The organism is Cytobacillus sp. Bac17 (genome assembly GCF_024519925.1).
GTDB lineage: Bacteria > Bacillota > Bacilli > Bacillales > Cytobacillaceae > Cytobacillus > Cytobacillus pseudoceanisediminis.
Genome location: NZ_JALJRC010000013.1, coordinates 64,216 through 89,722 on the forward strand (window position 1 = coordinate 64,216; position 25,507 = coordinate 89,722).

Sequence of the window (25,507 nt, forward strand, 5' to 3'; positions counted from 1 at the left end):
AAAGCAAGTGTCGTTTAAATAAGCAGGTTTCCTGACTTAAGCTTCTTCTTACTCTTACACCTTCCCGATTTCTCAGTGGCATTGTAATTTCATCAGCTTTTACAGTAGCGGGGGCTGTACCAGACTTTCACTGGTTTCCCTTTTACCTCACCAAAGTGAGCACTTATTCAAATTGATATATTAATTTTTTACTAATATAACATATAATGACCAATTTTGACATATTATTTTTTTCTTAATTTTTTAAATGCTATGTTAATGCCTTTGACTTTTTGAAATAGGATTTGGTAAAAAGACCTTATTTCTGCTATTCAGGAGTTAATTTTTGCTGGGATATAATTCACAAAGTTAGACCAAATAGATGTTGTTTAATTTATTTAAAATGACCGATTGTCCCTTTGACATTATTAAAATCATGCCGTTTATACTGGACCATAGATACCATGCCAATAATTGGTCCAATCGCTAAACAGGCAAAGACCCACTCCCAGCCAACTAACCTCTGTATAATTGGGATTAAATTTATAGAAAATATAGTGATCAGGAAACCAATGCACATTTGAAAAGTCAGGGCTGTTCCTACATACTCAACTTCTGCAACTTCTGAAACTGCGGCAGAAAACTGGGCAGAATCTGCGATGACAGACATTCCCCAAATGATAGAAAGGAGTAGAGTTAACCAAATATATTGACCAAAAGTAAAGCCAATCAAGATACAGCAAATGGCACTGATACACATAGAAATAATCGTTAGATTTGCTCTTCCAATTTTATCTGAGACTAGCCCGCCTGCTACACAGCCAATCCCCCCTGCAATTCCGATAATAATAAAAGAGGACAATGCAATGAACCAGGGAGGAATCCCTGGAGAATAGCTTGTAAAACTAGCAGTCAAAAAGATGGGAATCCAAGTCCACATCGCATACAATTCCCACATATGCCCAAAATAACCGTAGTTCGCAAGCATTACTGGTTTATTCGAAACTACCTTTTTTATTAATTTAAAAGAGAAAGGTAATTTTTTCGTTGTTACTGGAGCATCTGTTAAAACCCAATTGACAATTACAGCTGCCAGGAGAGCCAATATTGAACTGCAAATAATCACTAATTGCCAATTTAAAGAAGAAGAGAATATAACAATAAAATGTGGCAAAGAGGACCCTAGAGTTAAGGCGGCTATTAATATACCAACTGCAAGCCCGCGTTTTTTCGGAAACCATTGAGATAAAATTTTAACAGCTGTCGGGTATACACCAGCGAGTGATACACCGGTTAATATCCTAAGCAGAATACCGAAAAAAGCCTGATCTGCCAATAAAAGCAAGGCATTCAATAGCGCACCCAGAAACGCTGAAACGGCAAGAACCTTTCGGGGATTAAAACGATCTGCTATCCCAAAATATGAACTAACTAATGCACCCATTACAAAGCCAATTGGGACAGAAGCAGACAGCCATGCTTCTGAGCTGGAGCTAAGATTCCATACTTGAATCAGTTCAGGGGCTATAACAGAAGCACTAAACCACAAGCTTAATGCGCATAATTCAGCTAATCCAATCCATCCTAACGCTCTCCATGAACCTGGAATCATAATATCCCTCTTTCAAATAAAGCATAGTATTGGAGCTATATTGAAAATCTGAAACATAACTTTTTTATCCTCTCAACAATATGAAACTGCGTTATACCTGCTCTCTATAGGACGTCACAAAGTCAGCATCTCTTAAATAAATCCATACATTGTCAACCTATTTTATGAATGTTTTTATATTTTCTTTCCCCCAATCGTACATCATTAAAATAACCGGCATTAAGCTTTGCCCTAATTCTGTTAATGAATATTCCACTCTAGGCGGGACTTCCGGGAAAACTTTCCGATGAACTATCCCATCTTCCTCTAATTCTCTAATCTGAGTTGTCAATACCTTGTGGGTGATTTTTGGAAACAGACGCTTAATTTCACTGAATCGTAAAGTCCCGTCAGTTCCTAAATAGTATATAATCGTTATTTTCCACTTGCCGCTAATAAGGGATAATGTCAATTCTTTTTCACAATTAAATTCTCTATTTTCAATTTTCTTCCTCACTTCGCTCCGCAAGTCATCCATAATATCCCCTCCACTTCCCTGCAGTCTAAAAGTATCCTTTTAGTAACCTTCTCACAAAAAAGTGCGTTCTTCCATAAAAAAGGATTATTTTTTAGAATATATTCAAGATAGAGAAAATTGAGATTTTGGTTTTTTATAAAATTAGGGTGGAGCATCCTAAAAAACACTCTATCTATACGATAACCAACTCACTATTTAAATAGAATGGAGGATGCAAGAATGGCAGGAAACAGAGCAGTAATCTACAGGGGTGCAGGACGGGTAGCCGTGGAAGATATTAGCTATCCGGATTTGATTCTAAGAGACGGACCCGGAGTAAATCCTTTAAATGTCGGCCGTAAGTGTGAACATGGGGTAATTCTAAAAGTCATTACGACCAATATTTGCGGAAGCGATCAGCATATGGTTCGCGGCCGGACGACTGCTCCTGAGGGACTCGTTCTCGGCCATGAGATCACGGGTGAAGTCATTGAGGTTGGACGCGATGTTGAATTTATCAAAAAAGGAGATCTTGTATCCGTTCCATTTAATATTGCTTGTGGCCGCTGCCGCAGTTGTAAAGAACGCAACACGCATATTTGTGAGAACGTTAACCCGGATCGTCCTGGATCCGCTTATGGTTATGTAGATATGGGCGGATGGGTTGGAGGCCAATCCGAGTATGTAATGGTACCCTATGCAGACTTCCAATTACTGAAATTTCCAGATAAAGAACAAGCCATGGAGAAAATTCTTGACTTAACGATGCTTTCCGATATCTTTCCAACTGGTTATCATGGTGCGGTAAGCGCTGGCGTGAAGCCCGGTTCTACAGTATATGTTGCTGGAGCTGGACCAGTCGGCTTGGCTGCTGCCCATTCTGCTCAACTTCTTGGTGCCTCTGTCGTTATCGTTGGTGACTTGAATAGCGAGCGACTTGCCCAAGCCAGAAGTTTCGGCTGTGAAACGGTTAACCTAAAAGAACATCCAAATCTGGGGGAACAAATTGAACAAATTTTAGGAATTCCAGAAGTGGATTGCGCAATTGACTGTGTAGGCTTTGAAGCCCACGGACATGGTGCTGGAGCAGGTGAAGCTCCAGCAGCTGTATTAAACTCGATAATGGAAGTAACACGTGCCGGAGGACGGCTGGGTATACCAGGTCTATATGTTACTGGTGATCCGGGAGCGGTCGATAATGATGCGAAAAGCGGAACATTGAAGGTCCGTTTGGGGCTCGGCTGGGCAAAAGCACATACTTTTGTGACTGGTCAAACACCCGTTATGAACTATCACCGTGACTTAATGATGGCTATTCTAAACGAAAAAGCACAAATCGCCAAAGCTGTAAATGCAACGTTGATTTCATTAGACCAGGCACCAGCAGCATATACCGAATTTGATCAGGGTGCTTCCAAGAAATTTGTTATTGACCCTCACGGGATATTTAATTAATAAAGTCTGTCAGAAGCATTCACTAAAAAATATGTGTGAGCAAATTTTGAGGCAAAAATTATTCTGTATGTGAACAAAACGCTTGAAAAAATATGATCCCGGTAATCTAACCATAAAAGATTAGGAGGTTCATTAAGATGAGCAAAATCACATTAGATTTAGCTAAGCAAATTATTGCAGGTGCTGAAGAAAAAGCAAAAAGAATTGGGGTTTCCATGGTTATCTCCGTAGTGGATGAGGGTGGAAATCTAATTGCTGTTCACCGAATGGATGATGCCTGGTTAGCCAGCATCGAAATTGCCCAAAATAAAGCCTGGACGTCAGTTGCCTTAAAAATGCCTTCTGCAAACTTAGCCGATGCAACGGTTCCTGCAGCTGAGCTTTATGGTTTGAATACAACTAACAATGGACGCCTTGTCGTTTTTGGCGGAGGAATCCCTCTGGTCAATGATGGAAAAGTGGCAGGCGCCGTGGGAGTCAGCGGCAGTACAGTTCCCCATGATATCCAGGTTGCAGAGGCTGCTGTTCAAGTATTTAACAACAAGTTTTCTCAATAATAATTTTCTGGTTAATTGTTATTTCTGTTATCTTTTTGACAAATTAATTTCAAGCATTTAATGGGAATAAGTTATACCACATGTTTTTTAGCCAAATGAACATGTGGTATTTACTTTTTACAGCAAATTCTCATTATCAGATGAGTGCTATGAAATCAACTCGTTTGAAAGTAAGTGTTTATTCGAATAGGTAATTATGAAAACTACAATATCCCTCTATAATTCTAATAAACCGGACAGCCATCATGGTCATCCGGTTAATTCATTTAGATACTTAGAAACTTACAAATGTCTAAGATTGCCTTCACGCACCAATCTCATTATTGGAACGAACTTTATCTGTCTTTCGATTTTTGAAGTAATAGAATATATAGCTGACAAGCAGGAATCCTATTCCGATAAGCAGTCCTGCCAGCTGAGTTGGATCAAAGGCCAGGAATACTAGAATAGAGACACAGAATATAATACAAATCAGAGGGATGATTGGGTAGAATGGGACTTTGTATTTTAGATCCTCTACCTTTCCGCCTGCTTTTATATATTTACGCCGGAACATGAATTGAGAGAGCGCGATTCCCATCCATGAGATGGTAACAGAAATACCAGCAATGGACATTAATAATACAAACACGGTTTCAGCAGCAAACACGCTTGTAAGTAATGATAAAAGTGAAAATATCATGGTGAATACTAGAGCAGTGAACGGCACCTTCCGTTTTGAGAGTTTTCCAAAAACTTTTGGTGCCATTCCATCATGAGCCATCGCCCAAAGTAAGCGGGTCGAAGCATAAATACAAGAGTTTCCTACAGATAAAATAGCTGTTAAGATAACAAAATTCATGATATCAGGGGCAAATGGAATTCCAGCCAGGTCCATTAAGGTTACAAACGGGCTTTCTAATATTCCGAGCTCTTTTGTTGGGAAAATGGCGGATAATATAATAATAGAAGCAATATAAAAAATGATGATTCTAAATAGGACATTTCGAATCGCACGAGGAATATTCTTTTGAGGCTCCTCGCTCTCTCCGGCCGCAATCCCGATTAATTCAGATCCCTGATAGGAAAAGATAACATTCATCATCGTTACAAACACGATGGCGATTCCAGCAGGGAAAAGGCCTTTAGGAGCTAAATGTTCCATATATGGCGCCGGCCTGTCCGCCAGTGGTATGATGCCCAGGATGGCACTGAAGCCTATAATAATAAAGAAGATCACAGCTACAACTTTTATGCCGGAAAACCAATATTCCGCCTCAGCAAAGCCCCTTGTTGTTAAGGCATTGAGTGCGAATAAAAGAAGGATGAATATTGCACACCATACCCATACGGAGATATCCGGAAACCAGCGTTTCATCAAAATTCCGGCAGCCGTAAATTCTACTCCAGCTGTGGTTGCTGATCCAATGAAATACATCCAGCCTAATGAGAAACCAGCCGAAGGACTAATGAATTTACTGGCATAGGTCTGGAACGATCCCGTAACTGGCATGTACACAGCAAGCTCCCCCAGGCAAACCATGACAAGATACAGAATGACCCCACCGAATAAATACCCGATTAAAGCCCCTCCTGCCCCTGCTTGATTGATCGTGTAGCCGGCGTTTAAAAACAATCCGGTCCCGATTACTCCACCCAACGAAAGCATAAACAAATGACGGCGCTTCATCGACCGGTTTAATTGATTCTTCTGACCCTCTTGCTCTACCATCTAGATCACATCCCTTAATTAGATTGGCATCAGGCACATTAAGCTTGCGCGAATTGTCCACCTGCATGGACAAAATCGCCATTTTGTCAACTAGTTGCGCCTGAAACCATTAGGTGCTTTTTTGCCAGCATTTTGACCATCCCTTCTACAAGGGCAGGTACTTCTTCGAAGGCGCTTTTGATGTGAAGTCGTTCGGTTCGTTTGTGAGCGTCTTTTCCGAATGGGCCTACGTTTAGTACCGGTGCCTGAAGCTGTGTCATTTCATCGAATGGAATGCTGTAGCTGCTGCCCCAAACCGGCGTGTTTTCTTTAAATACGATCCAGCCGTCACCAGCATCCTGATAATTGACATAGCTCAAATCGCTAATCCCATTAAAATAGTGAACTTGGTTAACAGGCAGTCCAAACTTTTCAAAGCCTTGTTGTTTTACATATTCGATGCATTCTGTGACCAGCTCATCTTCAGAGGAATTGACTGCCGGATAATAAGGCGGTGCATAAAGCAGAACGATTGCGGGTGTCAGCTCCTGACACTTAATGATTAACGCATCAGCAATTCGGATAGATTTCTCCCGGTCATCCCATTCCGCTTTTTTCTGTACGTAGTCTTTGATGCCCGCAACAAAAGCTGCACCAAATTTTCGAATAGCATGCTTTTCCAGTTCTTCATAGCGCAGCACACGCACCTCACCTACGGGAGATACATTCTGTTCACTGCAGATTTCTTTATAGGCTTCATTGCAGATATGAGCTGCTTTTAGCGCTACCTTTTCGAATATATCCATGATTTCACCGGCATTCCGTTTCATTAAAAATACATTGTACAAAGCCGCTGAACGATAAGGTGTTTGCGCGGAATACTCCAGACGAAGATCCTTTTGCTGCAGTGTCACCGGAAGCGGAGTCTGCTCTCCCTTCTCTGATTCCTGCAGCGCTGTATTCCACTCCATTCTTTGTGTTAAAAACGAGGCAATATAAGGCGCTGTTATACCGCTGAGCGGTTCCCCCACATGCGTTTCTTTTCCATAAAAGAGTGCGGCCGGCATGATTTTACCAATAGAGCCTGAATACACATAATAGTTTCTGTCACCCGGTTCCTGCGTAAATACCGGTTCCCCATTCAAGAAAAGCTTATAGGTGAGCTGATGTTTTTCCTTCAATTCTAAAAGTTTCTGAACAGCTGCCCGCATTCCGGATGAATTCACTTCTTCGTCAGGAACCGTCAGCAAAATTAGATTAATAGGCCAGCGTTCAACAGTAGCTTTTTCTAATAATCCCATATGCATGACAAGCCCCATTTTCATATCCATCGTGCCCCTGCCAAATAAGAACTCTCCCGAGAGAAGATCCTGCCTGGCTTCTTCCGGAAGCTCATCTGCCCTGGAATGAAGCAATTTCGTCAATTCCTCCGGGAGATGCGCGTACTCCTGAAGATCGCCATATTCTTCGGTATTTACTGTATCAAAATGGCTGATTAACACGATCGTTTCCGTGGCATCAGGGTGTTTATATAAAGCGGTTACAAACCGACGGCCTAAATCGGCATCATGGAGCCCCAAGTGATCAGGATTCTCCCGAAAATAGGTCAACTCCCTGAGCTTCGCTGTCACCTTAAAAGAAAATTCACGCTCTCCCTCCGTAAGTGTCATGCTTTTCCAGCTTACTACTTCACACAATAACCTGCGCAATGCATCTGGGGTTCCCCACCTTAGCTGTGTCATAACTAAACGCTCCTTCTATGCGAAATAAAATGACTCTTTTTTAACTATTTTTTAAAAACGCAGTGACAAACAGCTTAAACCGCCATCAAGTTTACGGAACTCAGATGTATCAAGTTCAATCGTCTGGAATCCCGCCTCATTAATTTTTTGCTTTGTTTGCGGGTAGCCGGACGGGACGATGATATAGTCATTGACGCGAATGCAATTTGCTGCATATTCCTCTTCAGGAGGAACAACAATTTTTTGATAGGTATTGAAATCCGGGTGGTTGACAAATTCTCCTGCAGCGACAATCGTTTGGTTGCCTAAATAAGCTATTCCAGTTTTCAGGTGGAAGAATTTCTGTAATGGAACGATGGTAGCATTATAGTCTTGGGATTCTAATATTTGTTTAAGCTGCTCGGCTCCTTCCTGGTTCGTCCGGGCAGAGATTCCGATGTAAAAATGATCTTCGATTTGTAAAACATCGCCTCCGTCAAGTGTTCCAGGCGCTTTAATATAGTAGATCTTATCAAAGAAGGATTTGACTGCCGGCTCTATTTCGTGAATTTCGCCATTTCTTTTTTCCGCACCAGGGTTGGAAATAACTGCGAACTCTGCAGTTAAAACAGCTGTATCTTCTACAAAGGTAGAATCCGGAAATTGATCATTGCTTGGAAGCACAGTTACTTCTGTACCGCATGCTTTAAGTGCTTCAATATAGGCATCATGCTGCTGTAATGCTTTTTCTAAAATAGGTGTTCCAAGGTCAGATGTTGTTAATCCATTGATAAAAGTTGAGCCGGGTCTTTTTACAATTGTGTTATGAAACATTTTTGCACCTTGTGCTGATTTTGTTGCCGATTCTCTTAACATGTATTATTCCTCCATCATTTCTCTGATTTGTAAGCTTTGGTTAAACACGTTCCACAGGACATGTGAGGCATGTTGGCCCGCCAGTGCCTAAATATGAAATTTCATTACCTTCATATTCATAGACAGTCGCTCCTGCATCCAATAGTCCCTGTTTGGTTTGAGGATTTCCGGAAACTATGACACAAATGCGCGGTGCAACAGCCAGTACATTACAGCCGAGCCGCCGGTATTCATCGTCCGGTACTTCAACAAGCTGGAAGCCGCGTTCCAGAAGCATCTGTCTTAGAAATACCGGCATAAGCCGTGAATATACCACTGCAAGATTTTCATCCACGATGCTTATAAATGACATAAGGTGCAGACACTCCTCTTCTCCTTGATCGTGCGGGAGCTGGACAACTATACATTCATCAACTATATCCTTTGTCATTTCTTTAATTTGGCGAATCGCCTCATCGTTTGTTCGATAACCGCGTCCAATTAATAAAGTGCGGTCATCCAGCCAAACAAGATCTCCCCCGTCAGCTATTGCATCACCAGTTAATTCTCCCAGAATGGGGATATTTTTTTCCTGTAAAAATTCTTTATAAATTTCTGCTTCAGGCTGACGTAATTTTTTCCCTGATTTTAAAATCATTGCGCCTTTTTCCGTAAATTTAACGGGATCATGGGCATAAAGCGAATCCAGCCCCACCTTTTCTGAAACCGGCAGAAATTTAATATGGCCGACATGCTTCTTGATTATGGATAGAAATTGTTCGTATTCCTTCTGGGCTTTCATATAATCCGGCTCACTGATATAGTTAAACTTTTTCCACTCACTTCTTAAATGCTCCTGGCTGATAAAGGCTTCTTTTGGATGCTTTACAATGACAGTGTTTAGCTTTTTGTACATCGAAGTCACCAATTGGCTTAACCTCCTTTTTCCACATATCGGAATAGATTTCCTCTGACAGGAAAACTTATAATATGATATTATAGTGATAGATTCTCCATGTCAATATATTTTGAATTTACTGAATAATTTATTTCAGTACACTTATGCAAATTAAAAGGAATGGAAGGATAAAAGATGCAGACAATCGATCGTGCCATGCAGGTAATCAAGGTTTTGTCTAAAAATGATACAAGAATGTGGATTTCCATTACAGATTTATCAAAGGAATGCGACTTGCCTGTCAGTACACTTCATCGGCTCCTGCAATCCATGAAGCAGCACGGGCTTATTCAGCAGGATCCAGATTTGAAACTATATTCTATGGGCAACACCTGGTTAGAATATGGACTTAAAATGTATGACACCTTTGATTTTGTTGGACTGATTCGCCCAGAGATGGAAAAATTAATGCATGAGGTGGAGGAGAGTGTGTATTTTAGCAAGCCAATTGGATTAGAATCACTAGTGGTTGAAAGAATTGATTGTCTCAACAATCCTATTCGAATTAATGATCAGCTGGGGATCCGAATTCCATTGAATATTGGGGCGGCCAACAAAGTGCTGTTAGCTAATATGCCAAACTCAGAGACTGTTAAAGTTGTTAATTCCTTAGTCCCGTCTGAGGATAGAGATTCGTTTATTAAACTATTAAGCAAAGTGAAAAGGCAGGGTTATGGGGAGAGTCATGGCGAACAAACGCCTGGAACCTCTTCTGTCGCTGCGCCTATTTTCGATCACGCCAATGAACTCCTGGGAGCCATAAGCATCGGATATGTTAATTTCAATATCACAGAAGAAAGACAAAACTGCTTAATCGAAAAAGTAATCGAATACGGCTTGCGAATTTCCAATAAATTAGGGAGTTAATACTTAGGGAATTAAAAAAGTTTCATTTCCAGCTATTTAAATATAAATTTATGAAATTATTTAGTGACAATATTTTGGAATGAATAGGAAACTAATTTGCTTGTTAATATAAATTTAAAACGCAAGGCAATTTTTAACCTTGCGTTTTTTTATTATTATTGAGCCTTTGAGGGCATTTTCCAATATCCAGTTCTTCTCCAGGATTTATGTCAGCCAACTGAGTTTTTACCAGTTGTACTAATGAGAGGGAACTGGATAATAATTAGTAAGCTTATACGTCCAAGCCGTTGATGATTGCTAATACTTGATAATCTGTCCATTTGCCATTAATCTTTAGATTTTCTTTAGCAATACCTTCTTTTTTTAACCCGGATTTGCTTATAATCCTATTCAATTCTATCTATTTCAACAAGAAAAAAGCCGCCTGGTTTGGCAGCTATATTTAATTTGAACCTCTATTTTATTCCCCTTTAAATACAATCTTCCCATCAACTATCGTGTAAACAATAGAGGTTTCAGATATATTTTTTGGTTCAATATTGGTCAGATCCTCTCCAAGAACAACCATATCCGCTTTCTTCCCAGCTTTAAGTGAGCCTAAGTCATTTTCGCGATATATTTGATAAGCAACATTCTTTGTGTATGACTGCAGCATTTCCTTTACAGTAAGAGCTTGATCAAGGTTGCGAACCAAATCAGTATCTTGCTCTTCTGGATAAGGACTATTTCTTGTAGCTCCTGTTTCTATTGCGTTCAATGGGCGATAATCAGGGGTAGGCGGATAATCGCTGCTGCTGGCAATCGTTACTCCGGCATCCCACATTTCTCTAGCCGGATACATGGCTAATGCACGTTTCTCCCCTATCATGGCCTTTTCCAAGTCATAGTACTGATCTTTGTAAAACCAAAAAGGCTGCAAGCTCGCAATAACACCTAAATTCGCCATACGGGAGATGTCACTATCCTGAATCGCACTGATATGAGTAATCGTGTGGCGGGAATTGTGCTCTTCATTTTCTTTCTTTGCCAATTCCAGGGCATCAAGGCCCATTTTAACTGCCCCATCGCCGATTGCGTGAATGTGTACTTGTATATCTTCCTTATCTAGCTTTGAGACCATCTTATTAAAAGTATCCTCTTTCCAATTCGCATCACCGTGGTGGTGGGATCCCATTCCGGCATTCTTGGTATATGGTTCAACAAAGAGGGCTGTTTTCCCTTCAGTCACTCCATCAGCAAATAATTTTACGGTGTTCACTGAAAGCCAATCTGAATTGTACTTTTTACCAGCATCCTGTATTTTCGCAACCGCTTCTTCCGGTTGAGTTTCCGGTCCAAATACAATTGCATTGGCGACCCGCATGGTCAGCTTCCCCTCTTTTTCTAATTCATTCAGTACTTTTAAACTTCTATCACCGCCTGACATATTCATGACTCCTGTCATACCAAAGCTATGCATTTCTTTTTGAAATTCTAATATTGCCTCTTTATATTGTTCATCCGTTAAGTTAGACAGCGCCTGGACATCTGCGAGCAAATCCATTGCTCCTTCCCGCAGCACACCCCGGGGAGAACCGTCAGGATTACGCTCAATCATACCACCCTTAGGAACCACTGTATCCTTGGTAATTCCGGCAATCTCCAGCGCTTTTGAATTTACCCATACTGAGTGTTTGTCGATAGAGTAAAGCATAACAGGTATATCCGAAACAACTGCATCCAAATCCTCTTTCTTAGGGCCTGGGTTGGTACCATCCGCCTGTTCATACGGACCGTTCACCCATCCATCCCCAGTAATGATTTTGGCCTTAGGATTTTTCTCCCTAAAATCAGCGACTGCTTGGACATATTCTTCATGGCTTTCAAGCTCTGCTAGATATACTTCAAAAAGCTTGGAGGTCCATAAACCTGGCGGGTGAGTATGACCATCCATAAAACCAGGAGATACCATCTTTCCTTCCAGATCAATTACCTCAGTATCCTCCCCCACATATTTTTCCGCGTCAGAACTGCTTCCTACAAACTGGATTTCTCCATCTTTAATTGCAACTGCTTCAGCAAGCGGCTGATCTTCTTCCATGGTGTAAACCTTCCCATTTTTAAGTACAAGTGAGGCATGATCATGAGATGCCTCCACGTCCTTTTTATCAGAAGAATTTGTGTCCTTTTTGGCGGTTACATCTGATTTTTCAGTACAGGCACCAAGTATGAGCATTAATGGAATACGGATGAAAATCAAAAACCACAACTTGTTACGCAATCTATTATTCATCGACATTTCACTCCTTATTGTTTAGGGATGTTTCAGACACACTACTATAAAAAAATCAAAACGTTGATGCTACATCTCTAACTCTTCAAAGTCGATCTTTGGGGGTTCTTTACTAAAGAAGCCGGTTGATATAATTAAATAAACGATACCGAGTAAAGTCCATATTAATCCTGCAATAATGGACATAAAATCCAGGCTGCTCCATAGGTATATAATGAAACCAAGTCCAACCAGGGGGCCGATGAAGTTTCCAAAGGTGAATCCAATCGTACGTTTTGTATTGGTTTTAAAATAATTTGCAATCACACAAATATTAACAAAGCTAAATGCCGTAAATGCCCCTACATTTATAAGTGATGTTGCCATTGTTAAATCCAGAAAAAGAGAGGAAAGCGCCAGAAGCCCAATAAATAGAATATTTGGGACCGGTGTATTTAAATTAGGATGAAGATACCCAAAGAACCCTTTAGGTAAAACGTTATCTCTGCCCATAGCATATAACAGCCTTGATGCACTTACTTGAGCTGCTAAGCCGGAAGCAAATACTGAAAATAATGCGCCAGCTGTGAAAATAGATAAGAAAAGATTTCCTCCAATGGTATAGGCGATCTCTGGAGAGGCTCCTTCGATATCATTAAACACAGATACATCAGGAAAAAGGGACTGCATGAAGAAAGTTACCGTAAAGAAGAAGATTCCCCCTATTGAAGCTACTAAAATAATCGCCCTTGGGATTGTCTTTTTCGGTTCAATCGTCTCCTCCGAAAGTGTAGTGATTGCATCAAAACCGATAAAGGATAAAGCCAGAAGTGCAGCACCGGCAAATAGACCGGAAATTCCCATACTGGACGGAAATAATTCACTAATAGAAATTAAAGATTCGGGTCCTTTAATAATTGATCTTACATTAAGGTAAATGAAGAGGACTCCGACAATAAACTGGAAAGCAACGAGCAGCATATTTAATGAAGCTGCCAGCTTTACTCCAAAAATATTTAAAATACTAATGACAAGAATTAACCCCACAATCCAAATCCAATCGGGAACCTCTGGCAAGGCAGCAGATAAATAGATTTTGGCCAATAAGGCATTGATCATTGGCAAAGCTAAATAAGCAAGAAAAGTGATCCAGCCAGCGATTATTCCCAAATATGGGTTCAAAATATTTTTTGTATAAGTATAAACTGAACCTGCCGTTGGGTATTTCTTAACTAACTTTCCATAGCTCAAAGCCGTAAAAAGGATTGCAGTAAAAACGATAATATATGCTGCCGGCACATGCCCTGAGGATACATCCGAAGCAATTCCGAAAGTATCAAATACAGCAAATGGAGACATATAAGCAATTCCAATTGCGACAACATGCTTTAATTTCAACCTTCGCTGAAGTTGATTCGTATCATCCATATAAACACCCTTTCCCTCTATATTGAATCCGCTTTCATTTCGAGAAGAATTTTACCTAACAGCCTTCGATTAACATTCTATTTATTGAAGGCCATTAAGTAAGGCTAATTACTCTAAGTTAACCCATACACTCTTTACTTCCGTGTAGCTATTTAATGCATATGACCCCATCTCGCGGCCAAATCCGGATTCTTTATATCCTCCAAAAGGTGCAGCTGCGTTGGTGATATTATAGCAATTAACCCACACAGTACCAGCCTTTAATTTTCTTGAAATAGTATGGGCATGTTTTAAATTTTCCGTCCACAATCCTGCTGCCAATCCGTATGGGCTGCAGTTGGCGCGTTCTACAACTTCATCGATACTCTTATATGGCATCGCAGCTGCAACTGGACCGAAAATCTCTTCTCTGGCTATAGACATTTCATCCTGTACATCAGCAAATACGGTTGGCTGAACAAAATAGCCTTTGTCTAAGCTTTTTCCGCCTATTAGAAGATTTGCACCTTCTTTTATCCCCTTTTCTATATAGGATGCTACAATTTCCTGCTGTCTTTTAGAGACGAGTGGACCCATTTCTGTTGACTCATCCAAACCATTACCCAGTTTTACCTTTTCTGCATAATCTACCAGTCTATCCATTACCTGGTTATAAAGATGATCTGGTATAAACACTCTTGAGCCCGCGCAGCATACTTGACCTTGATTTGCCATAATCCCGGAAAATACACCTGGTATCGCTTTATCCAGATCCGCATCAGGCAAAATAATATTTGGTGATTTGCCTCCAAGCTCCAAGGTTACTCGTTTCATCGTGTTTGCAGCTTCTTTCATAATGGCTCGACCAACAGGTGTTGAACCAGTGAAAGCAATTTTATTTACCTTTGGATGTTTAACAAGCGCATTTCCGGCTATTTTTCCATAGCCATTAAGAATGTTGACAACCCCTTTTGGGAAACCTGCTTCCTCTATTAACTTAGCTAAATATAAAGCTGATAAAGGTGTTTGTTCTGCAGGTTTTAATATAATAGTACAGCCTGTTGCAAGAGCGGGAGCTATTTTCCATAGGGCCATCATGATGGGAAAATTCCACGGAATAATCTGCCCAACCACACCGACTGGCTCATGGTGAGTATAGTTTAAATGAGTTGTTGAAATAGGAATGGTCTGTCCAGTCATCTTTGTCGTCCAGCCTGCAAAATATCTTAGCTGTTCGATTGCATTAGGGAGATCGCCAGTTAACATTTCTTTAATGGGCTTCCCATTGTCTAATGTATCAAGCTCTGCCAGCACCTGCATGTCCCGTTCCATTAAATCAGCCAGTTTATGCATGAGCTTAGATCTTTCTGCAGAGGAAATATTCGGCCAGGGTCCCTCTTCAAATGCCCTTGAAGCCGCTTCGGCAGCTAAATGAACATCCTTTTCTGACGCAGCATATACAATAGCTAACTCTTCTCCTGTAGCAGGATTTATCGTTTGAATTGTATCTCCTTCAATGGACTCAACCCATTCTCCATTGATAAATAGTTTTTTTGGTTCTTTTAAAAATTCTATCACTTTGGGGTGCAATTCCACCGTATTGCCAACCATCCGGATCTTCCTCCTTGCTTACTCAAATTATTTTGTGACCTTTTTTGAAAAGGCTGCTAAAGAATCATCTACAATATGGATAATTCGTTCCAACTCATTATCACTAGTGATAAAAGGAGGAGCAATCGCAACAATGTTCATCCCTGGTTCAAAATCAAATGGCCTAATCAATAAGCCCCTTTGATATGCTTCATCTACCACACTAACCGATGCTTTTACAGATTCATCAAAAGGAATATTTTGATCTGGATCCTTCATTAAATCAAAACCAGCCAATAAACCCTTCACTCTTGACCCTGATACAAATTCATATTTGTCTTCTAAATAAAGAAGCCCCTTCTCTAATCGTTCTCCCAATATCCGGGCTTTTTCAATAAGACCATCTCGTTCTAAAATTTCAATATTTTTTAATCCCACTGCACAAGCTGTCGGATGCCCGCTGTAAGTGAATCCATGCGCAAGCATGCCGTCATATGATGTAAAGGCATCTCTGATTTTTTCTCTCATGACCACACCGCCAAGTTGAATGTACCCGCTGGTTATCCCCTTTGCGATTGACATAAAGTCCGGAACAACATCCCAATGATCTACCCCGAACATTTTTCCTGTACGTCCAAAACCACAGATAACCTCGTCTGTTATAAGGTGGATATCAAGCTCATCACATAATTTTCTAACAGCCTGAAGATAGCCATCAGGAGGAATATGGACTCCGCCAGCTCCTTGGATTGGCTCTACAATAACAGCTGCAACCTTATCTTTTCCTAATTTTTCAATGATGCTTCTAATACATCCCTCATACTCTGGATGGTTCGTGTCACCAAGTTCACACTCTGTTAAATGAGCTTTTGCATTCACGATATCCGGGTCAGTAGATCCCGAGAATTCACGGTAAACCTCTATACCAGTTGCCCTTTGTGCAGAAACTGTTACACCGTGATACCCTCTCTTTAATGAAATAATCGTTCTTTTTTCGGTGTATCCCTGCAATTGCCAATAAAACCTGGATAATTTAAAGGCCGTATCATTTGATTCCGATCCACCGGAAGTGAAGAAAACGGTATTTAAATCTCCCGGTGTTAATGAAGCAATTTTTTCAGCCAAGCGAACAGTTGGTTCATTTGCATAGCCATAAAATGCCGAAGCATACGCAACATTTACCATCTGATTATAGGCAGCTTCAGCCATTTCCTTATTTCCATGCCCTAAATTTACATTCCACAGCATGGAAACTCCATCAATATATTTTTTGCCGCTCATGTCATGGAGATAAATTCCCTCTCCACCTGTAAAAATAAGTTTTGGGCCTGTTTGCGCCTGTAATTTTGGATTCGTAGATGGATGAAGGAGATGCCTGCGATCTAAAGCGGAAAGTTCACTTGCCAGCAATTCGTTTTTTCCATTCATAATTGTTTGATTTTGGTTCATTTTCAAACATGCCTCCAGTTAAAATAGTTTTAAAAAGCCAATTAAATAAATAAAAGTTAATGAGCCCTTGCAAGCTTTAGAATCGTGTTCAGAAGGACATTTGCACCCTTCTCAATGTCGTCCTCTAAAGTCAATTCTTTTTCATTATGGCTAATCCCGTTAATACTGGGTAAAAAAATCATCCCGGTGTCGGCCATTTTACTTATATATTTTGCATCATGTCCTGGACCGCTAAATAATCTTAAAGTGGAATATCCCAACACGCCTGCAGCTTCACTAATTGCATCCATAACTTCGGAGGAAAATAGCACAGCATCCGAATTCCAATCTGTTGAAATCGTAACTTCAACATTATTCATTACCGCAATTGTGCCTAACTGCTCTCTTAGTCTATCAATTGTACCAGCTCTAATCTCATCATCCTTGTGCCGCACGTCAATCATGAACTCTACTTCACCAGGTATAACATTCGTAATATTCGGTTTGACATTAAGTTTTCCTACTGTCGTTTTCAAACCTTCTATTTCATTTGTTATTTCATATACTTTGGTAACCATTTTAGCTGAAGGTGCCAAGGCATCCTTTCGGTCTTCCATCGGAGTAGGCCCAGCGTGATTTGTCTCTCCTACTACCTTTACATTCAGCCAGCTTATTCCTTGAATTCCTTCGACAATTCCAATTAACTTGTTGTTTTTTTCAAGAATGGGACCTTGTTCCACATGGAGCTCGATAAAGTATTTTATATCTCTTAATCTGTGCTTTTCGTCTCCCATGTATTGAATTTTTTTTAATGCCTCCTGGAACGAAATGTTCTCATTATCCTTTGTGTTATAGATAAAGTCTGTTGTAAATTCACCTGCAACACCGCCTGATCCAAGCATCGGAGGCTCAAAACGGGCACCTTCTTCATTAGTAAAATTAACAATTTCAATTGGATAATCAGTTTCAATATTATTTTCGTTTAATGTACGGACGACCTCCAAGGCGGTTAAAACACCCAGGATTCCGTCAAACCTTCCGCCGCAGGGCTGTGTATCTAAATGAGATCCAATTGCAACAGCTGGACTATCATTAAACTTTCCTTTTCTCCTTCCGTAAATATTTCCAAGGTCGTCAACTCGTACGTCCAGCTTCTCTTCCTGCAGCCATTTAACAAATATATTTCTCATCTTTTTATCTTCTTCTGTTAAAGCCAGCCGATTTAATCCTCCATTTTCTAACGCTCCAATGGAAGAACTTACATTAATCGTATCAAGCAGGCGTTTTCTATTAACCATGAGTTTCGTAGTTTCCATTTACTTACCTCCTCAACTATTTTTAATGCAATTTTTATGCCAAAGTGAAAATCATCCTAAATATCAATATTTATTTGACTATTAATCTGAAAATTAATAATATAGTAATTATTTCGAACCAATTCCGGTTCATTTTGAATCGAAAACGAATCAAACTCTATCGATCATACTTTGGGGGCTTAATATGAGCAAAAAGTTTTTTGAAGATAAACATTTTCATCATATGTTTAATCATTTAAAAGATGGGATTTTTATAGCTGACCATAATGGCATCGCTCTATGGATTAATGACACTAGTTCAAAGCAAATGGGAGCACCGCGCTCTAAGGTTATCGGAAGAAGTGTATCTGATCTTGAAAAAGACGGCTTATTCACCCCGTCCATTACAAATATTGTGTTAGAAAAAAGAGAGACCGTGACAAAGGTTCAAACCTCTAAAGGGCGACAATACTTAGCAACTGGCTATTTTGTTGAAATAAAAGAAGATAAGACCCAGTATGTCCTGGTCAATGTTAAGGATATAACGGATACTGTCAGGTCCTCCCTTCAGCTGGAAAAAGCGGAAATACTTCTCCAAAAGTATTGGGATGAACTCCAGGAAATGAAGGTCAAGGAATCAGAAAAGAAAAACAATCACATCATTATTGGCAATAGCAAAAAACATGAGGAAATTTTGGATTTAATCGGGAGAATTGCATCATTAGACGTAACCATCCTCTTAACCGGAGAGACTGGGGTCGGGAAAAGCATGATTGCATCAATGATTCACAGAAGGAGCAACCGAACCGATAAACCGTTTATTCAAATAAATTGTGGAGCAATTCCTGAAACTCTGCTGGAATCAGAATTATTTGGATACAAGAAAGGAGCATTCACCGGAGCAAACAATAGCGGGAAAATCGGATTAGTTGAGAAGGCAAATGGAGGTACCCTTTTTCTTGACGAAATCGGGGAACTGCCTTTAACTCTGCAGCCCAAGCTTCTTCAATTGGTTCAGGAAAAGTCATTTTTTCCTATTGGTTCCACCGAATTAAAACAGGTAGATGTACGGATTATTACCGCTACCCATCAAAGCCTTCTGGAAATGGTCCAAGAAAAGCGATTCAGAGAGGATTTATATTATAGATTGAACGTTGTTTCAATTCAAATCCCGGCGCTAAGAGAAAGAAAGGATGATATTATTCCTCTTGTTTTTCATTACCTTGAACTTTTCAAAACAAAATATCGAAAGTCCACTGTCTTAGGAAAAGAGCTGGTTGATTATCTGCAGAATTATAGCTGGCCTGGTAATATTCGTGAATTAGAGAACATGATCGAACGTTTAGTTGTCACTGCAAAGTCAGAAATAATTGATAAAAGCGACTTATCGGAAAAGGTATTAAGAGAGGTTCAGAAGAAGGAAAGTGCGTTTCCTCCCAAACTAAATGGCCAAAGTCTTCCTAGTTATATCGAGGAAATTGAAAAAAAGCTGATTATTGATGCCCAAAAAGAACATAACTCCACCAGGAAAGCCGCCAAAGCACTTGGAATAACACAATCCTCCTTGATAAGAAGACTGCAAAAATATAATTTATAAGTTACATAAACTAAAACATGAATTGATTCGAAATCGGTTCATTTATTCGAAAAACAAATTTACCAAAGGCTTAGAAAACGAAAAAAATTGGATATAAGCATTTAAAATTCTCTTCTTAATCTTGGCATGGAACTTGCAACAGAAACCTAGTAAATACAGTTTAAGGAGGGAGTTTTTTAAAGCATCGCTGCTTTCTTTATATAAAGGCTCTGTCAATAATTACGATGAATTACTGAGTTTAGGGGGATAAAACATGGTATTAACAATGAATGGAACACCAAAAAAAGACGGTTTTAGAATGCCGGGAGAATTTGAAAAACATAAGGGGACCTGGATGCTTTGGCCAGTCAGAACGGATACGTGGAGAGCTGGAGCTAAGCCTGCTCAAAGGGTATATGTCGAAGTTGCAAAAGCGATTGCCCAATTTGAACCTGTTACCATGTGTGTAAGACCGGAACAATTCGAAAATGCCCGCGCCCTTTTACCTGAACATATCCGCGTAATTGAAATTTCCTCTAACGATGCCTGGATGAGAGATATTGGTCCAACCTTTGTGAAAAATGATCAAGGTGAGGTGCGCGGGATTGACTGGGGGTTTAATGCCTGGGGAGGAATTGAAGAGGGTTTATATTTCCCTTGGGATTTAGATCTCCAAGTAAAACGAAAAGTATTAGAGATCGAGCATATAAGCCGGTACGATGCAACAGAATTTGTTTTAGAAGGCGGCGCTATAACCGTGGATGGTGAAGGCACGCTAATTACTACCGAACAGTGTGTTTTAAATAAAAACCGAAATAAAAATTTAACAAAAGAAGAGGTAGAAGAAAGACTTTCTGAATTCCTGAATGTAGAAAAGATCATCTGGTTAAAGGATGGGCTGGTCGGAGATGAAACAGATGGGCATGTGGACGAGGTTTTATTTTTTGTTAAGCCTGGTGAAATTGCCATGAGCTGGACAGATGACCCGATTCATCCTCAGTATGAAGTGCTTCAGGATGCATACGAACGGCTGAAGGATGCAACAGATGCAAAAGGCAGAAAACTAAAAATACACAAAATACAAATGCCGAAACAAATAACATTAAGCGAAGCTGAAAGTTTTGAAATTGATTACTCCAGACATAGTTACGAACGGTCAACACACGTGACCTTTATTTCTACTTATATTAATTGTTATTTATGTAACGGTGGAGTTATTTTGCCAACATTTAATGATCCCCAGGATGAGCATGCTGTCGCCGCTTTTCAAAGAATGTTCCCGGACCGGCAAATTGTTACGGTTAACACTCGTGAGGTGTCAGTTGGCGGAGGAAACATTCATTGCATCACTCAGCAGCAGCCGTGGCCATAAGAAAAGCTAAAGCGTCATAGAACTAAGCATTTTTAATACTCGTGAAAACTTATACTCTTATTTTTAAAAAAACTCGAGCTGAATTTTAATTCAGCTCTTTTTTTGTGTGTTCCCCGGAAAAAATGGCTTACATATAATATTTGGCACAATCCTTGCATTGTAATTAGATGTAAGAAGAAAGCCATTATGTTCTTTTTAGAAACTTAAATTTAAAGTATGAGGTGAGAATGATAATGATCGCAAATGAACTTACTTATCAAGAATTGGCGGAATTGGACAAAAAGCATTTCATGCATCCTACATCCCCTATTCAACAACAGCAGGAAAATGGCCCTGCCTATATTTTTACAAAAGGAGACGGCATATATCTCGAAGATGTTCATGGGAAAAAGGTTATTGATGGAATGTCCTCTCTTTGGAATGTAAATATTGGACATGGGCGAAAAGAGCTGGGTATTGCTGCCATGGAACAAATGAATAAGCTGGCTTTTAGCTCCAGCTTCGCGACATTTAGCAATGAACCAGCTATTCGATTAGCTGCTAAAATAGCAGAGGTCACACCTGGGGATTTAAATGCCACCTTTTTTACTTCTGGGGGATCAGAGGCCAATGATACCGCTTATAAGTTAGCAAGACATTATTGGATTTTAAAAGGGCAGCCTGAGAAAAAGAAAATAATTTCCCGAATAAAGTCCTACCATGGGGTTGCAATGGGGGCAACCAGCGCAACAGGCCTAAAGCCTTTCAGGGATTTCACTAATTCCTTGGCACCGGATTTTTATCATACGGATAATTTTTCGGCAAAAGCGTTTGAAGAAGCCGTAATATCTGAAGGACCTGATACAATTGCTGCCTTTATTGCAGAGCCCGTACAAGGAGCTGGAGGAGTTCATATTGCTCCTGAGGAGTATTTTAAAAATGTAAGAAATATTTGTGATAAATACAATATTCTTTTTATCACGGATGAAGTCATTACCGGATTTGGGCGGACAGGAAAATACTTTGGAATTGAGCATTATGGTGTTGCCCCCGATTTAATGTGTTTTGCAAAAGGAGTCACTAGTGGATATGCACAGCTTGGCGGAGTGGTCCTCTCTGAAAAGATATATGAAGATTTTAAACGATTATCAACTGGCACACTCCTGCATGGCTATACTTATAGCGGTCATCCAATGGCATGCGCAGTAGCACTGAAGAATATTGAAATAATTGAAAATGAAAACTTAATTGAGAACGCCAAAAATATGGGTGCAGAAATGCTCAAGGGCTTTAGATGGATCCAAGGAGAGAGAGAGATTGTTAAAAATGTCAGGGCGTTAGGGCTTATGGGAGCTATTGAATTAAATAGCCAACAATCGGCAGCGGGACCCCTAGCCCCTCTGATTGTCAATGAGGCAGCCAAACAGGGACTCATTTGCCGATCTGTTGTATTCGATAAGATGGATATACTTGTATTGGCCCCCCCTCTTTCAATTAATAAGCAGGAGATTGATCGTTTAGTAGAAATTATCCATCATGCCATCTATCAAATAGAGCAAAAAGTGTAGACTTTTATTTCAGAACTGGACTTTTTTAAAAAGTAATTAATCTTGTTCAAAAATTTGGAGGTTATATGCTTATGAAAAAATATCACCTGTTTATCAATGGAGAGTGGGCAAAAGCAAAACATTATAACCCCCTATTCTCTCCTTATAGCAAAGAACTGATCGCAGAAATCCCAAGTGCAACAGTGGAAGAAGTCAATTCCGCTATAGAAGCTGCATACAAGGCGAGAACGATTATGTCTGAAATGCCAAGCCATAAGCGGGCAAAAATCCTTGAAAACCTCGCAGGCCTATTTGAAGCGCACTTTGATCAAGCTGCTGAAATTCTTTCTTTAGAGGCGGCGAAGCCGCTAAAAACCGCTAAAGGAGAAGTGGCAAGAACGATTCAAACTTACAAATTTGCTGCTGAGGAAGCTAAAAGAATTAGCGGAGAAACAATCCCGCTGGATGCAGCTCCAGGCGGTGAAGGGAGATTCGCTTACACTGTAAAAGAACCACTTGGAGTTATCGGAGCCATTACTCCTTTTAACTTTCCGATGAATCTCGTTGCCCATAAGGTTGGACCTGCAATTGCCGCTGGAAATACAGTCGTATTAAAGCCAGCAGGCCAGACGCCCATTTCGGCCTATTTTCTTGCTGAACTTATGCAAAAAGCCGGGCTGCCGCCAGGTGCTTTGAATGTAGTAACAGGAAGTGGCCCGGTCATAGGTGAAAAGCTGATATCAGATGATCGAGTGAAGAAAATTACTTTTACGGGCAGCCCCGAGGTCGGAATCGGCATCAGGAATAAAGCGGGATTAAAACATGTCACACTGGAACTGGGATCTAACGCTGCACTCATTGTAGATAAAAATATTGATATCGACAAAATCATTAAGCGCTGTGTAGAAGGAGCCTTCAGTTATCAGGGTCAGGTTTGTATTTCCCTTCAGAGAATTTATGTCCATAAGGATAGCTACACCAGCTTCGTTGAAAAATTTGTTAAAGCAGCACAACAATTGAAAGCTGGAGATCCTTTAAATCCTGACACAGATGTTTCTGCTTTAATTAATCCTAAGGAAGTGGAAAGAACCCTTGAATGGATTTCAGAGGCAAAACAAAATGGGGCAATCGTTGCTGCAGGCGGAGCCAGTGAAGGTAATATCCTCCTCCCTACTGTTTTACTAGGTGTGAATCCAGCATCTAAGGTGTCATGTCAGGAGGTTTTCGCTCCAATTGTTTTAATAAACAAGGTCAACTGTGTTGAGGAAGCGATTGATTTTGTTAATGATTCCCGTTATGGGCTGCAGGCTGGCATTTATACAGATAATATTCACACTGCTTTACAGGCATCAAAGAAATTGCATGTTGGCGGAGTCCTCATTAATGATATACCCACCTTCCGTGTTGACCACATGCCTTATGGCGGTGTAAAAGAAAGCGGCATTGGACGTGAAGGGATTAAATATGCCATCGAGGAAATGACTGAGCTCAAGCTAGTAATCTTTAATAATAATGATTAATGGAGGTTATTTAAATGATTATTGGAGTACCGAGGGAAATTAAAAATAATGAGAATCGGGTAGCTCTAACCCCAGCCGGTGCTATGAGCCTGGTTAATGCTGGACATACGGTAGTGATCGAGAGTGGAGCGGGACTTGGGAGTGGATTTAGGGACGAGTTCTATCAAGAGGTTGGTGCCTCTATTGAATCAGCCGCAGCGAAGGTTTGGGCAAATGCAGAAATGATTATGAAGGTCAAGGAACCTATTTCAAGTGAATACAAGTATTTCCGAAAAGGCCTTATTTTATTTACTTACCTGCATTTAGCAGCAGAACCTGAACTGACAAGAGCACTGGTGGAAAATGAAGTAACAGCTATCGCATATGAAACAGTACAAGCAGGAAATACGCTGCCGCTGCTTACTCCAATGAGTGAAGTAGCTGGAAGAATGTCCGCCCAAATTGGTGCACAGCTTCTAGAGAAAACGAAAGGCGGGAAAGGAATTCTTCTTTCTGGTGTACCAGGCGTTAAGAGAGGAAAGGTTACCGTCATTGGCGGTGGCGTTGCAGGAACAAATGCTGCAAAAATCGCAATGGGTCTGGGTGCTGATGTAACAATCATCGATTTAAGCCCAGATCGCTTGCGCCAAATCGATGATATTTTTGGCAGCCAAATCCAAACACTTATGTCTAATCCTTTTAACATTGCCAAGGCGGTTGCAGATTCCGATTTAGTGATTGGAGCTGTACTCATCCCAGGCTCGAAGGCACCGAAACTAGTGACGGAAGAAATGATTAAATCAATGGAGGTAGGATCTGTAGTTGTTGATGTCGCCGTTGACCAAGGAGGTATTATTGAGACAGCTGACAGAGTCACTACTCATGATAACCCAACATATATTAAGCATGGTGTTATCCATTATGCTGTGGCAAACATGCCGGGAGCTGTTCCGCAAACATCAACTATCGCCCTTACAAATGTGACAGTTCCATACGCGCTGCAAATTGCCAATAAAGGTGTAAAGAAAGCATTGATTGAAAATCCAGCTCTTGCAGCAGGACTGAACACCATTAATGGTGAAGTCACCTATAAAGCTGTAGCAAACGATCTCGGCTATGAATATGTCCAACCGATGAAAATATTAGCCAAAGAGGAAGTTAATAATTAGGAAGCCGCTTAATCCATTTAGATTTGTTCCATTTTTTTAAACATTAGCCTGGCATATAAGTCAGGCTCTCTTAATGTTTGGCGGATGAACGCTGACAAAATGTCTGCATTCCCGTTTTCCGCCATTTTCATCTTAGAAGATATTCCTTTTCTCGGAGAAACACTATCTTCTCTTCCTCTTCTATTAAACAGTATTAGCTCCATC

19 protein-coding genes, 1 pseudogene and 1 riboswitch are annotated in these 25,507 nt (G+C 40.3%); of the genes and pseudogenes, 8 read left to right on the forward strand and 12 right to left on the reverse strand.

The features are described from left to right. Window positions 1–4: 4 nt before the first annotated feature. A riboswitch (cobalamin riboswitch) is annotated at window positions 5–182 on the reverse strand. 191 nt (window positions 183–373) lie between these two features. Both NR125_RS16085 and NR125_RS16090 read right to left on the reverse strand, forming a co-directional pair. Then, window positions 374–1,591 carry an MFS transporter gene (locus NR125_RS16085; RefSeq protein ID WP_009334104.1) on the reverse strand — a complete coding sequence of 406 codons (1,218 nt, stop codon included), beginning with the start codon at window positions 1,589–1,591 and terminating at the stop codon, window positions 374–376. A 157-nt stretch (window positions 1,592–1,748) separates the two neighbouring features. Then, the gene (locus NR125_RS16090) at window positions 1,749–2,108 is read right to left on the reverse strand and encodes a winged helix-turn-helix transcriptional regulator (protein ID WP_009334102.1); all 360 of its coding nucleotides are present in this window, start codon (window positions 2,106–2,108) and stop codon (window positions 1,749–1,751) included. A 219-nt stretch (window positions 2,109–2,327) separates the two neighbouring features. Between NR125_RS16090 and fdhA the strand changes: the two genes are divergently transcribed. Together fdhA and NR125_RS16100 are read left to right on the forward strand one after the other, a co-directional pair. Next, window positions 2,328–3,542 (forward strand): formaldehyde dehydrogenase, glutathione-independent, encoded by a 1,215-nt coding sequence (gene fdhA, locus NR125_RS16095; RefSeq protein WP_009334100.1) that lies wholly within the window; start codon window positions 2,328–2,330, stop codon window positions 3,540–3,542. Window positions 3,543–3,679: 137 nt separating this feature from the next. Further along, window positions 3,680–4,099: a GlcG/HbpS family heme-binding protein gene (locus NR125_RS16100; RefSeq protein ID WP_009334098.1), complete on the forward strand. Its 420-nt coding sequence runs from the start codon at window positions 3,680–3,682 to the stop codon at window positions 4,097–4,099. Window positions 4,100–4,403: 304 nt separating this feature from the next. Here the strand turns inward: NR125_RS16100 and NR125_RS16105 are convergent, their stop codons facing one another. The 4 genes from NR125_RS16105 to NR125_RS16120 form a co-directional block, all read right to left on the reverse strand. After that, a complete protein-coding gene (locus tag NR125_RS16105; RefSeq protein ID WP_009334096.1) occupies window positions 4,404–5,810 on the reverse strand; it encodes an amino acid permease in 1,407 nt (468 codons plus the stop codon). An 86-nt stretch (window positions 5,811–5,896) separates the two neighbouring features. After that, window positions 5,897–7,531, reverse strand: a complete 1,635-nt coding sequence (locus NR125_RS16110; RefSeq protein ID WP_071158356.1) for a M20 family metallopeptidase — start codon at window positions 7,529–7,531, stop codon at window positions 5,897–5,899. Between the two features lie 51 nt (window positions 7,532–7,582). Beyond that, on the reverse strand, window positions 7,583–8,386 hold the full coding sequence (locus tag NR125_RS16115; RefSeq protein WP_071158358.1) for a dimethylarginine dimethylaminohydrolase family protein: 804 nt from the start codon (window positions 8,384–8,386) through the stop codon (window positions 7,583–7,585). Window positions 8,387–8,426: 40 nt separating this feature from the next. Then, complete coding sequence (locus tag NR125_RS16120) at window positions 8,427–9,281, reverse strand: dimethylarginine dimethylaminohydrolase family protein (protein WP_071158387.1); 855 nt, start codon at window positions 9,279–9,281, stop codon at window positions 8,427–8,429. Between the two features lie 177 nt (window positions 9,282–9,458). On the opposite strand from NR125_RS16120, the gene NR125_RS16125 reads away from it, so the two are divergent. Next, window positions 9,459–10,190, forward strand: coding sequence for an IclR family transcriptional regulator (locus tag NR125_RS16125; RefSeq protein ID WP_009334088.1), 732 nt, complete (start codon window positions 9,459–9,461; stop codon window positions 10,188–10,190). Window positions 10,191–10,461: 271 nt separating this feature from the next. Here NR125_RS16125 and NR125_RS16130 read toward each other — a convergent pair. From NR125_RS16130 to NR125_RS16155, 6 genes and pseudogenes are all read right to left on the reverse strand, one after another. Beyond that, window positions 10,462–10,566: pseudogene (locus NR125_RS16130) on the reverse strand (GNAT family N-acetyltransferase); the annotation flags it as partial. A gap of 84 nt (window positions 10,567–10,650) precedes the next feature. After that, the gene (locus tag NR125_RS16135) at window positions 10,651–12,462 is read right to left on the reverse strand and encodes an amidohydrolase (RefSeq protein WP_256815701.1); all 1,812 of its coding nucleotides are present in this window, start codon (window positions 12,460–12,462) and stop codon (window positions 10,651–10,653) included. A gap of 69 nt (window positions 12,463–12,531) precedes the next feature. Further along, complete coding sequence (locus NR125_RS16140; protein ID WP_256815703.1) at window positions 12,532–13,869, reverse strand: APC family permease; 1,338 nt, start codon at window positions 13,867–13,869, stop codon at window positions 12,532–12,534. Between the two features lie 108 nt (window positions 13,870–13,977). Then, window positions 13,978–15,459, reverse strand: a complete 1,482-nt coding sequence (locus NR125_RS16145; RefSeq protein WP_071158360.1) for an aldehyde dehydrogenase family protein — start codon at window positions 15,457–15,459, stop codon at window positions 13,978–13,980. Between the two features lie 27 nt (window positions 15,460–15,486). Next, window positions 15,487–16,887, reverse strand: coding sequence for an aminotransferase family protein (locus NR125_RS16150; RefSeq protein WP_256815705.1), 1,401 nt, complete (start codon window positions 16,885–16,887; stop codon window positions 15,487–15,489). A gap of 56 nt (window positions 16,888–16,943) precedes the next feature. Beyond that, window positions 16,944–18,182 carry a M20 family metallo-hydrolase gene (locus NR125_RS16155; protein WP_071158364.1) on the reverse strand — a complete coding sequence of 413 codons (1,239 nt, stop codon included), beginning with the start codon at window positions 18,180–18,182 and terminating at the stop codon, window positions 16,944–16,946. Between the two features lie 184 nt (window positions 18,183–18,366). Between NR125_RS16155 and NR125_RS16160 the strand changes: the two genes are divergently transcribed. The 5 genes from NR125_RS16160 to ald all read left to right on the forward strand — a co-directional run bounded on the left by NR125_RS16160 (window position 18,367) and on the right by ald (window position 25,303). Further along, window positions 18,367–19,758 carry a sigma-54 interaction domain-containing protein gene (locus NR125_RS16160; protein WP_071158365.1) on the forward strand — a complete coding sequence of 464 codons (1,392 nt, stop codon included), beginning with the start codon at window positions 18,367–18,369 and terminating at the stop codon, window positions 19,756–19,758. 253 nt (window positions 19,759–20,011) lie between these two features. Next, window positions 20,012–21,109 (forward strand): agmatine deiminase, encoded by a 1,098-nt coding sequence (aguA, locus tag NR125_RS16165; protein ID WP_009334078.1) that lies wholly within the window; start codon window positions 20,012–20,014, stop codon window positions 21,107–21,109. Between the two features lie 233 nt (window positions 21,110–21,342). Further along, window positions 21,343–22,656 (forward strand): aminotransferase family protein, encoded by a 1,314-nt coding sequence (locus tag NR125_RS16170; RefSeq protein WP_071158366.1) that lies wholly within the window; start codon window positions 21,343–21,345, stop codon window positions 22,654–22,656. A 65-nt stretch (window positions 22,657–22,721) separates the two neighbouring features. Continuing rightward, entirely contained in the window at window positions 22,722–24,155 is a 1,434-nt protein-coding gene (locus tag NR125_RS16175; RefSeq protein WP_192908720.1) for an aldehyde dehydrogenase family protein, read from the forward strand. 14 nt (window positions 24,156–24,169) lie between these two features. After that, window positions 24,170–25,303: an alanine dehydrogenase gene (gene ald / locus NR125_RS16180; protein ID WP_019383360.1), complete on the forward strand. Its 1,134-nt coding sequence runs from the start codon at window positions 24,170–24,172 to the stop codon at window positions 25,301–25,303. Window positions 25,304–25,507 lie beyond the last annotated feature (204 nt).

What these genes read in the sequence shown, in the direction of transcription:
- NR125_RS16085 (WP_009334104.1), bottom strand. Translation starts at nt 1,591, where the DNA reads ATGATTCCAGGTTCATGGAGAGCGTTAGGATGGATTGGATTAGCTGAA.
- NR125_RS16090 (WP_009334102.1), bottom strand. Translation starts at nt 2,108, where the DNA reads ATGGATGACTTGCGGAGCGAAGTGAGGAAGAAAATTGAAAATAGAGAA.
- fdhA (WP_009334100.1), top strand. Translation starts at nt 2,328, where the DNA reads ATGGCAGGAAACAGAGCAGTAATCTACAGGGGTGCAGGACGGGTAGCC.
- NR125_RS16100 (WP_009334098.1), top strand. Translation starts at nt 3,680, where the DNA reads ATGAGCAAAATCACATTAGATTTAGCTAAGCAAATTATTGCAGGTGCT.
- NR125_RS16105 (WP_009334096.1), bottom strand. Translation starts at nt 5,810, where the DNA reads ATGGTAGAGCAAGAGGGTCAGAAGAATCAATTAAACCGGTCGATGAAG.
- NR125_RS16110 (WP_071158356.1), bottom strand. Translation starts at nt 7,531, where the DNA reads ATGACACAGCTAAGGTGGGGAACCCCAGATGCATTGCGCAGGTTATTG.
- NR125_RS16115 (WP_071158358.1), bottom strand. Translation starts at nt 8,386, where the DNA reads ATGTTAAGAGAATCGGCAACAAAATCAGCACAAGGTGCAAAAATGTTT.
- NR125_RS16120 (WP_071158387.1), bottom strand. Translation starts at nt 9,281, where the DNA reads ATGTACAAAAAGCTAAACACTGTCATTGTAAAGCATCCAAAAGAAGCC.
- NR125_RS16125 (WP_009334088.1), top strand. Translation starts at nt 9,459, where the DNA reads ATGCAGACAATCGATCGTGCCATGCAGGTAATCAAGGTTTTGTCTAAA.
- NR125_RS16135 (WP_256815701.1), bottom strand. Translation starts at nt 12,462, where the DNA reads ATGAATAATAGATTGCGTAACAAGTTGTGGTTTTTGATTTTCATCCGT.
- NR125_RS16140 (WP_256815703.1), bottom strand. Translation starts at nt 13,869, where the DNA reads ATGGATGATACGAATCAACTTCAGCGAAGGTTGAAATTAAAGCATGTT.
- NR125_RS16145 (WP_071158360.1), bottom strand. Translation starts at nt 15,459, where the DNA reads ATGGTTGGCAATACGGTGGAATTGCACCCCAAAGTGATAGAATTTTTA.
- NR125_RS16150 (WP_256815705.1), bottom strand. Translation starts at nt 16,887, where the DNA reads ATGAACCAAAATCAAACAATTATGAATGGAAAAAACGAATTGCTGGCA.
- NR125_RS16155 (WP_071158364.1), bottom strand. Translation starts at nt 18,182, where the DNA reads ATGGAAACTACGAAACTCATGGTTAATAGAAAACGCCTGCTTGATACG.
- NR125_RS16160 (WP_071158365.1), top strand. Translation starts at nt 18,367, where the DNA reads ATGAGCAAAAAGTTTTTTGAAGATAAACATTTTCATCATATGTTTAAT.
- aguA (WP_009334078.1), top strand. Translation starts at nt 20,012, where the DNA reads ATGGTATTAACAATGAATGGAACACCAAAAAAAGACGGTTTTAGAATG.
- NR125_RS16170 (WP_071158366.1), top strand. Translation starts at nt 21,343, where the DNA reads ATGATCGCAAATGAACTTACTTATCAAGAATTGGCGGAATTGGACAAA.
- NR125_RS16175 (WP_192908720.1), top strand. Translation starts at nt 22,722, where the DNA reads ATGCTTATGAAAAAATATCACCTGTTTATCAATGGAGAGTGGGCAAAA.
- ald (WP_019383360.1), top strand. Translation starts at nt 24,170, where the DNA reads ATGATTATTGGAGTACCGAGGGAAATTAAAAATAATGAGAATCGGGTA.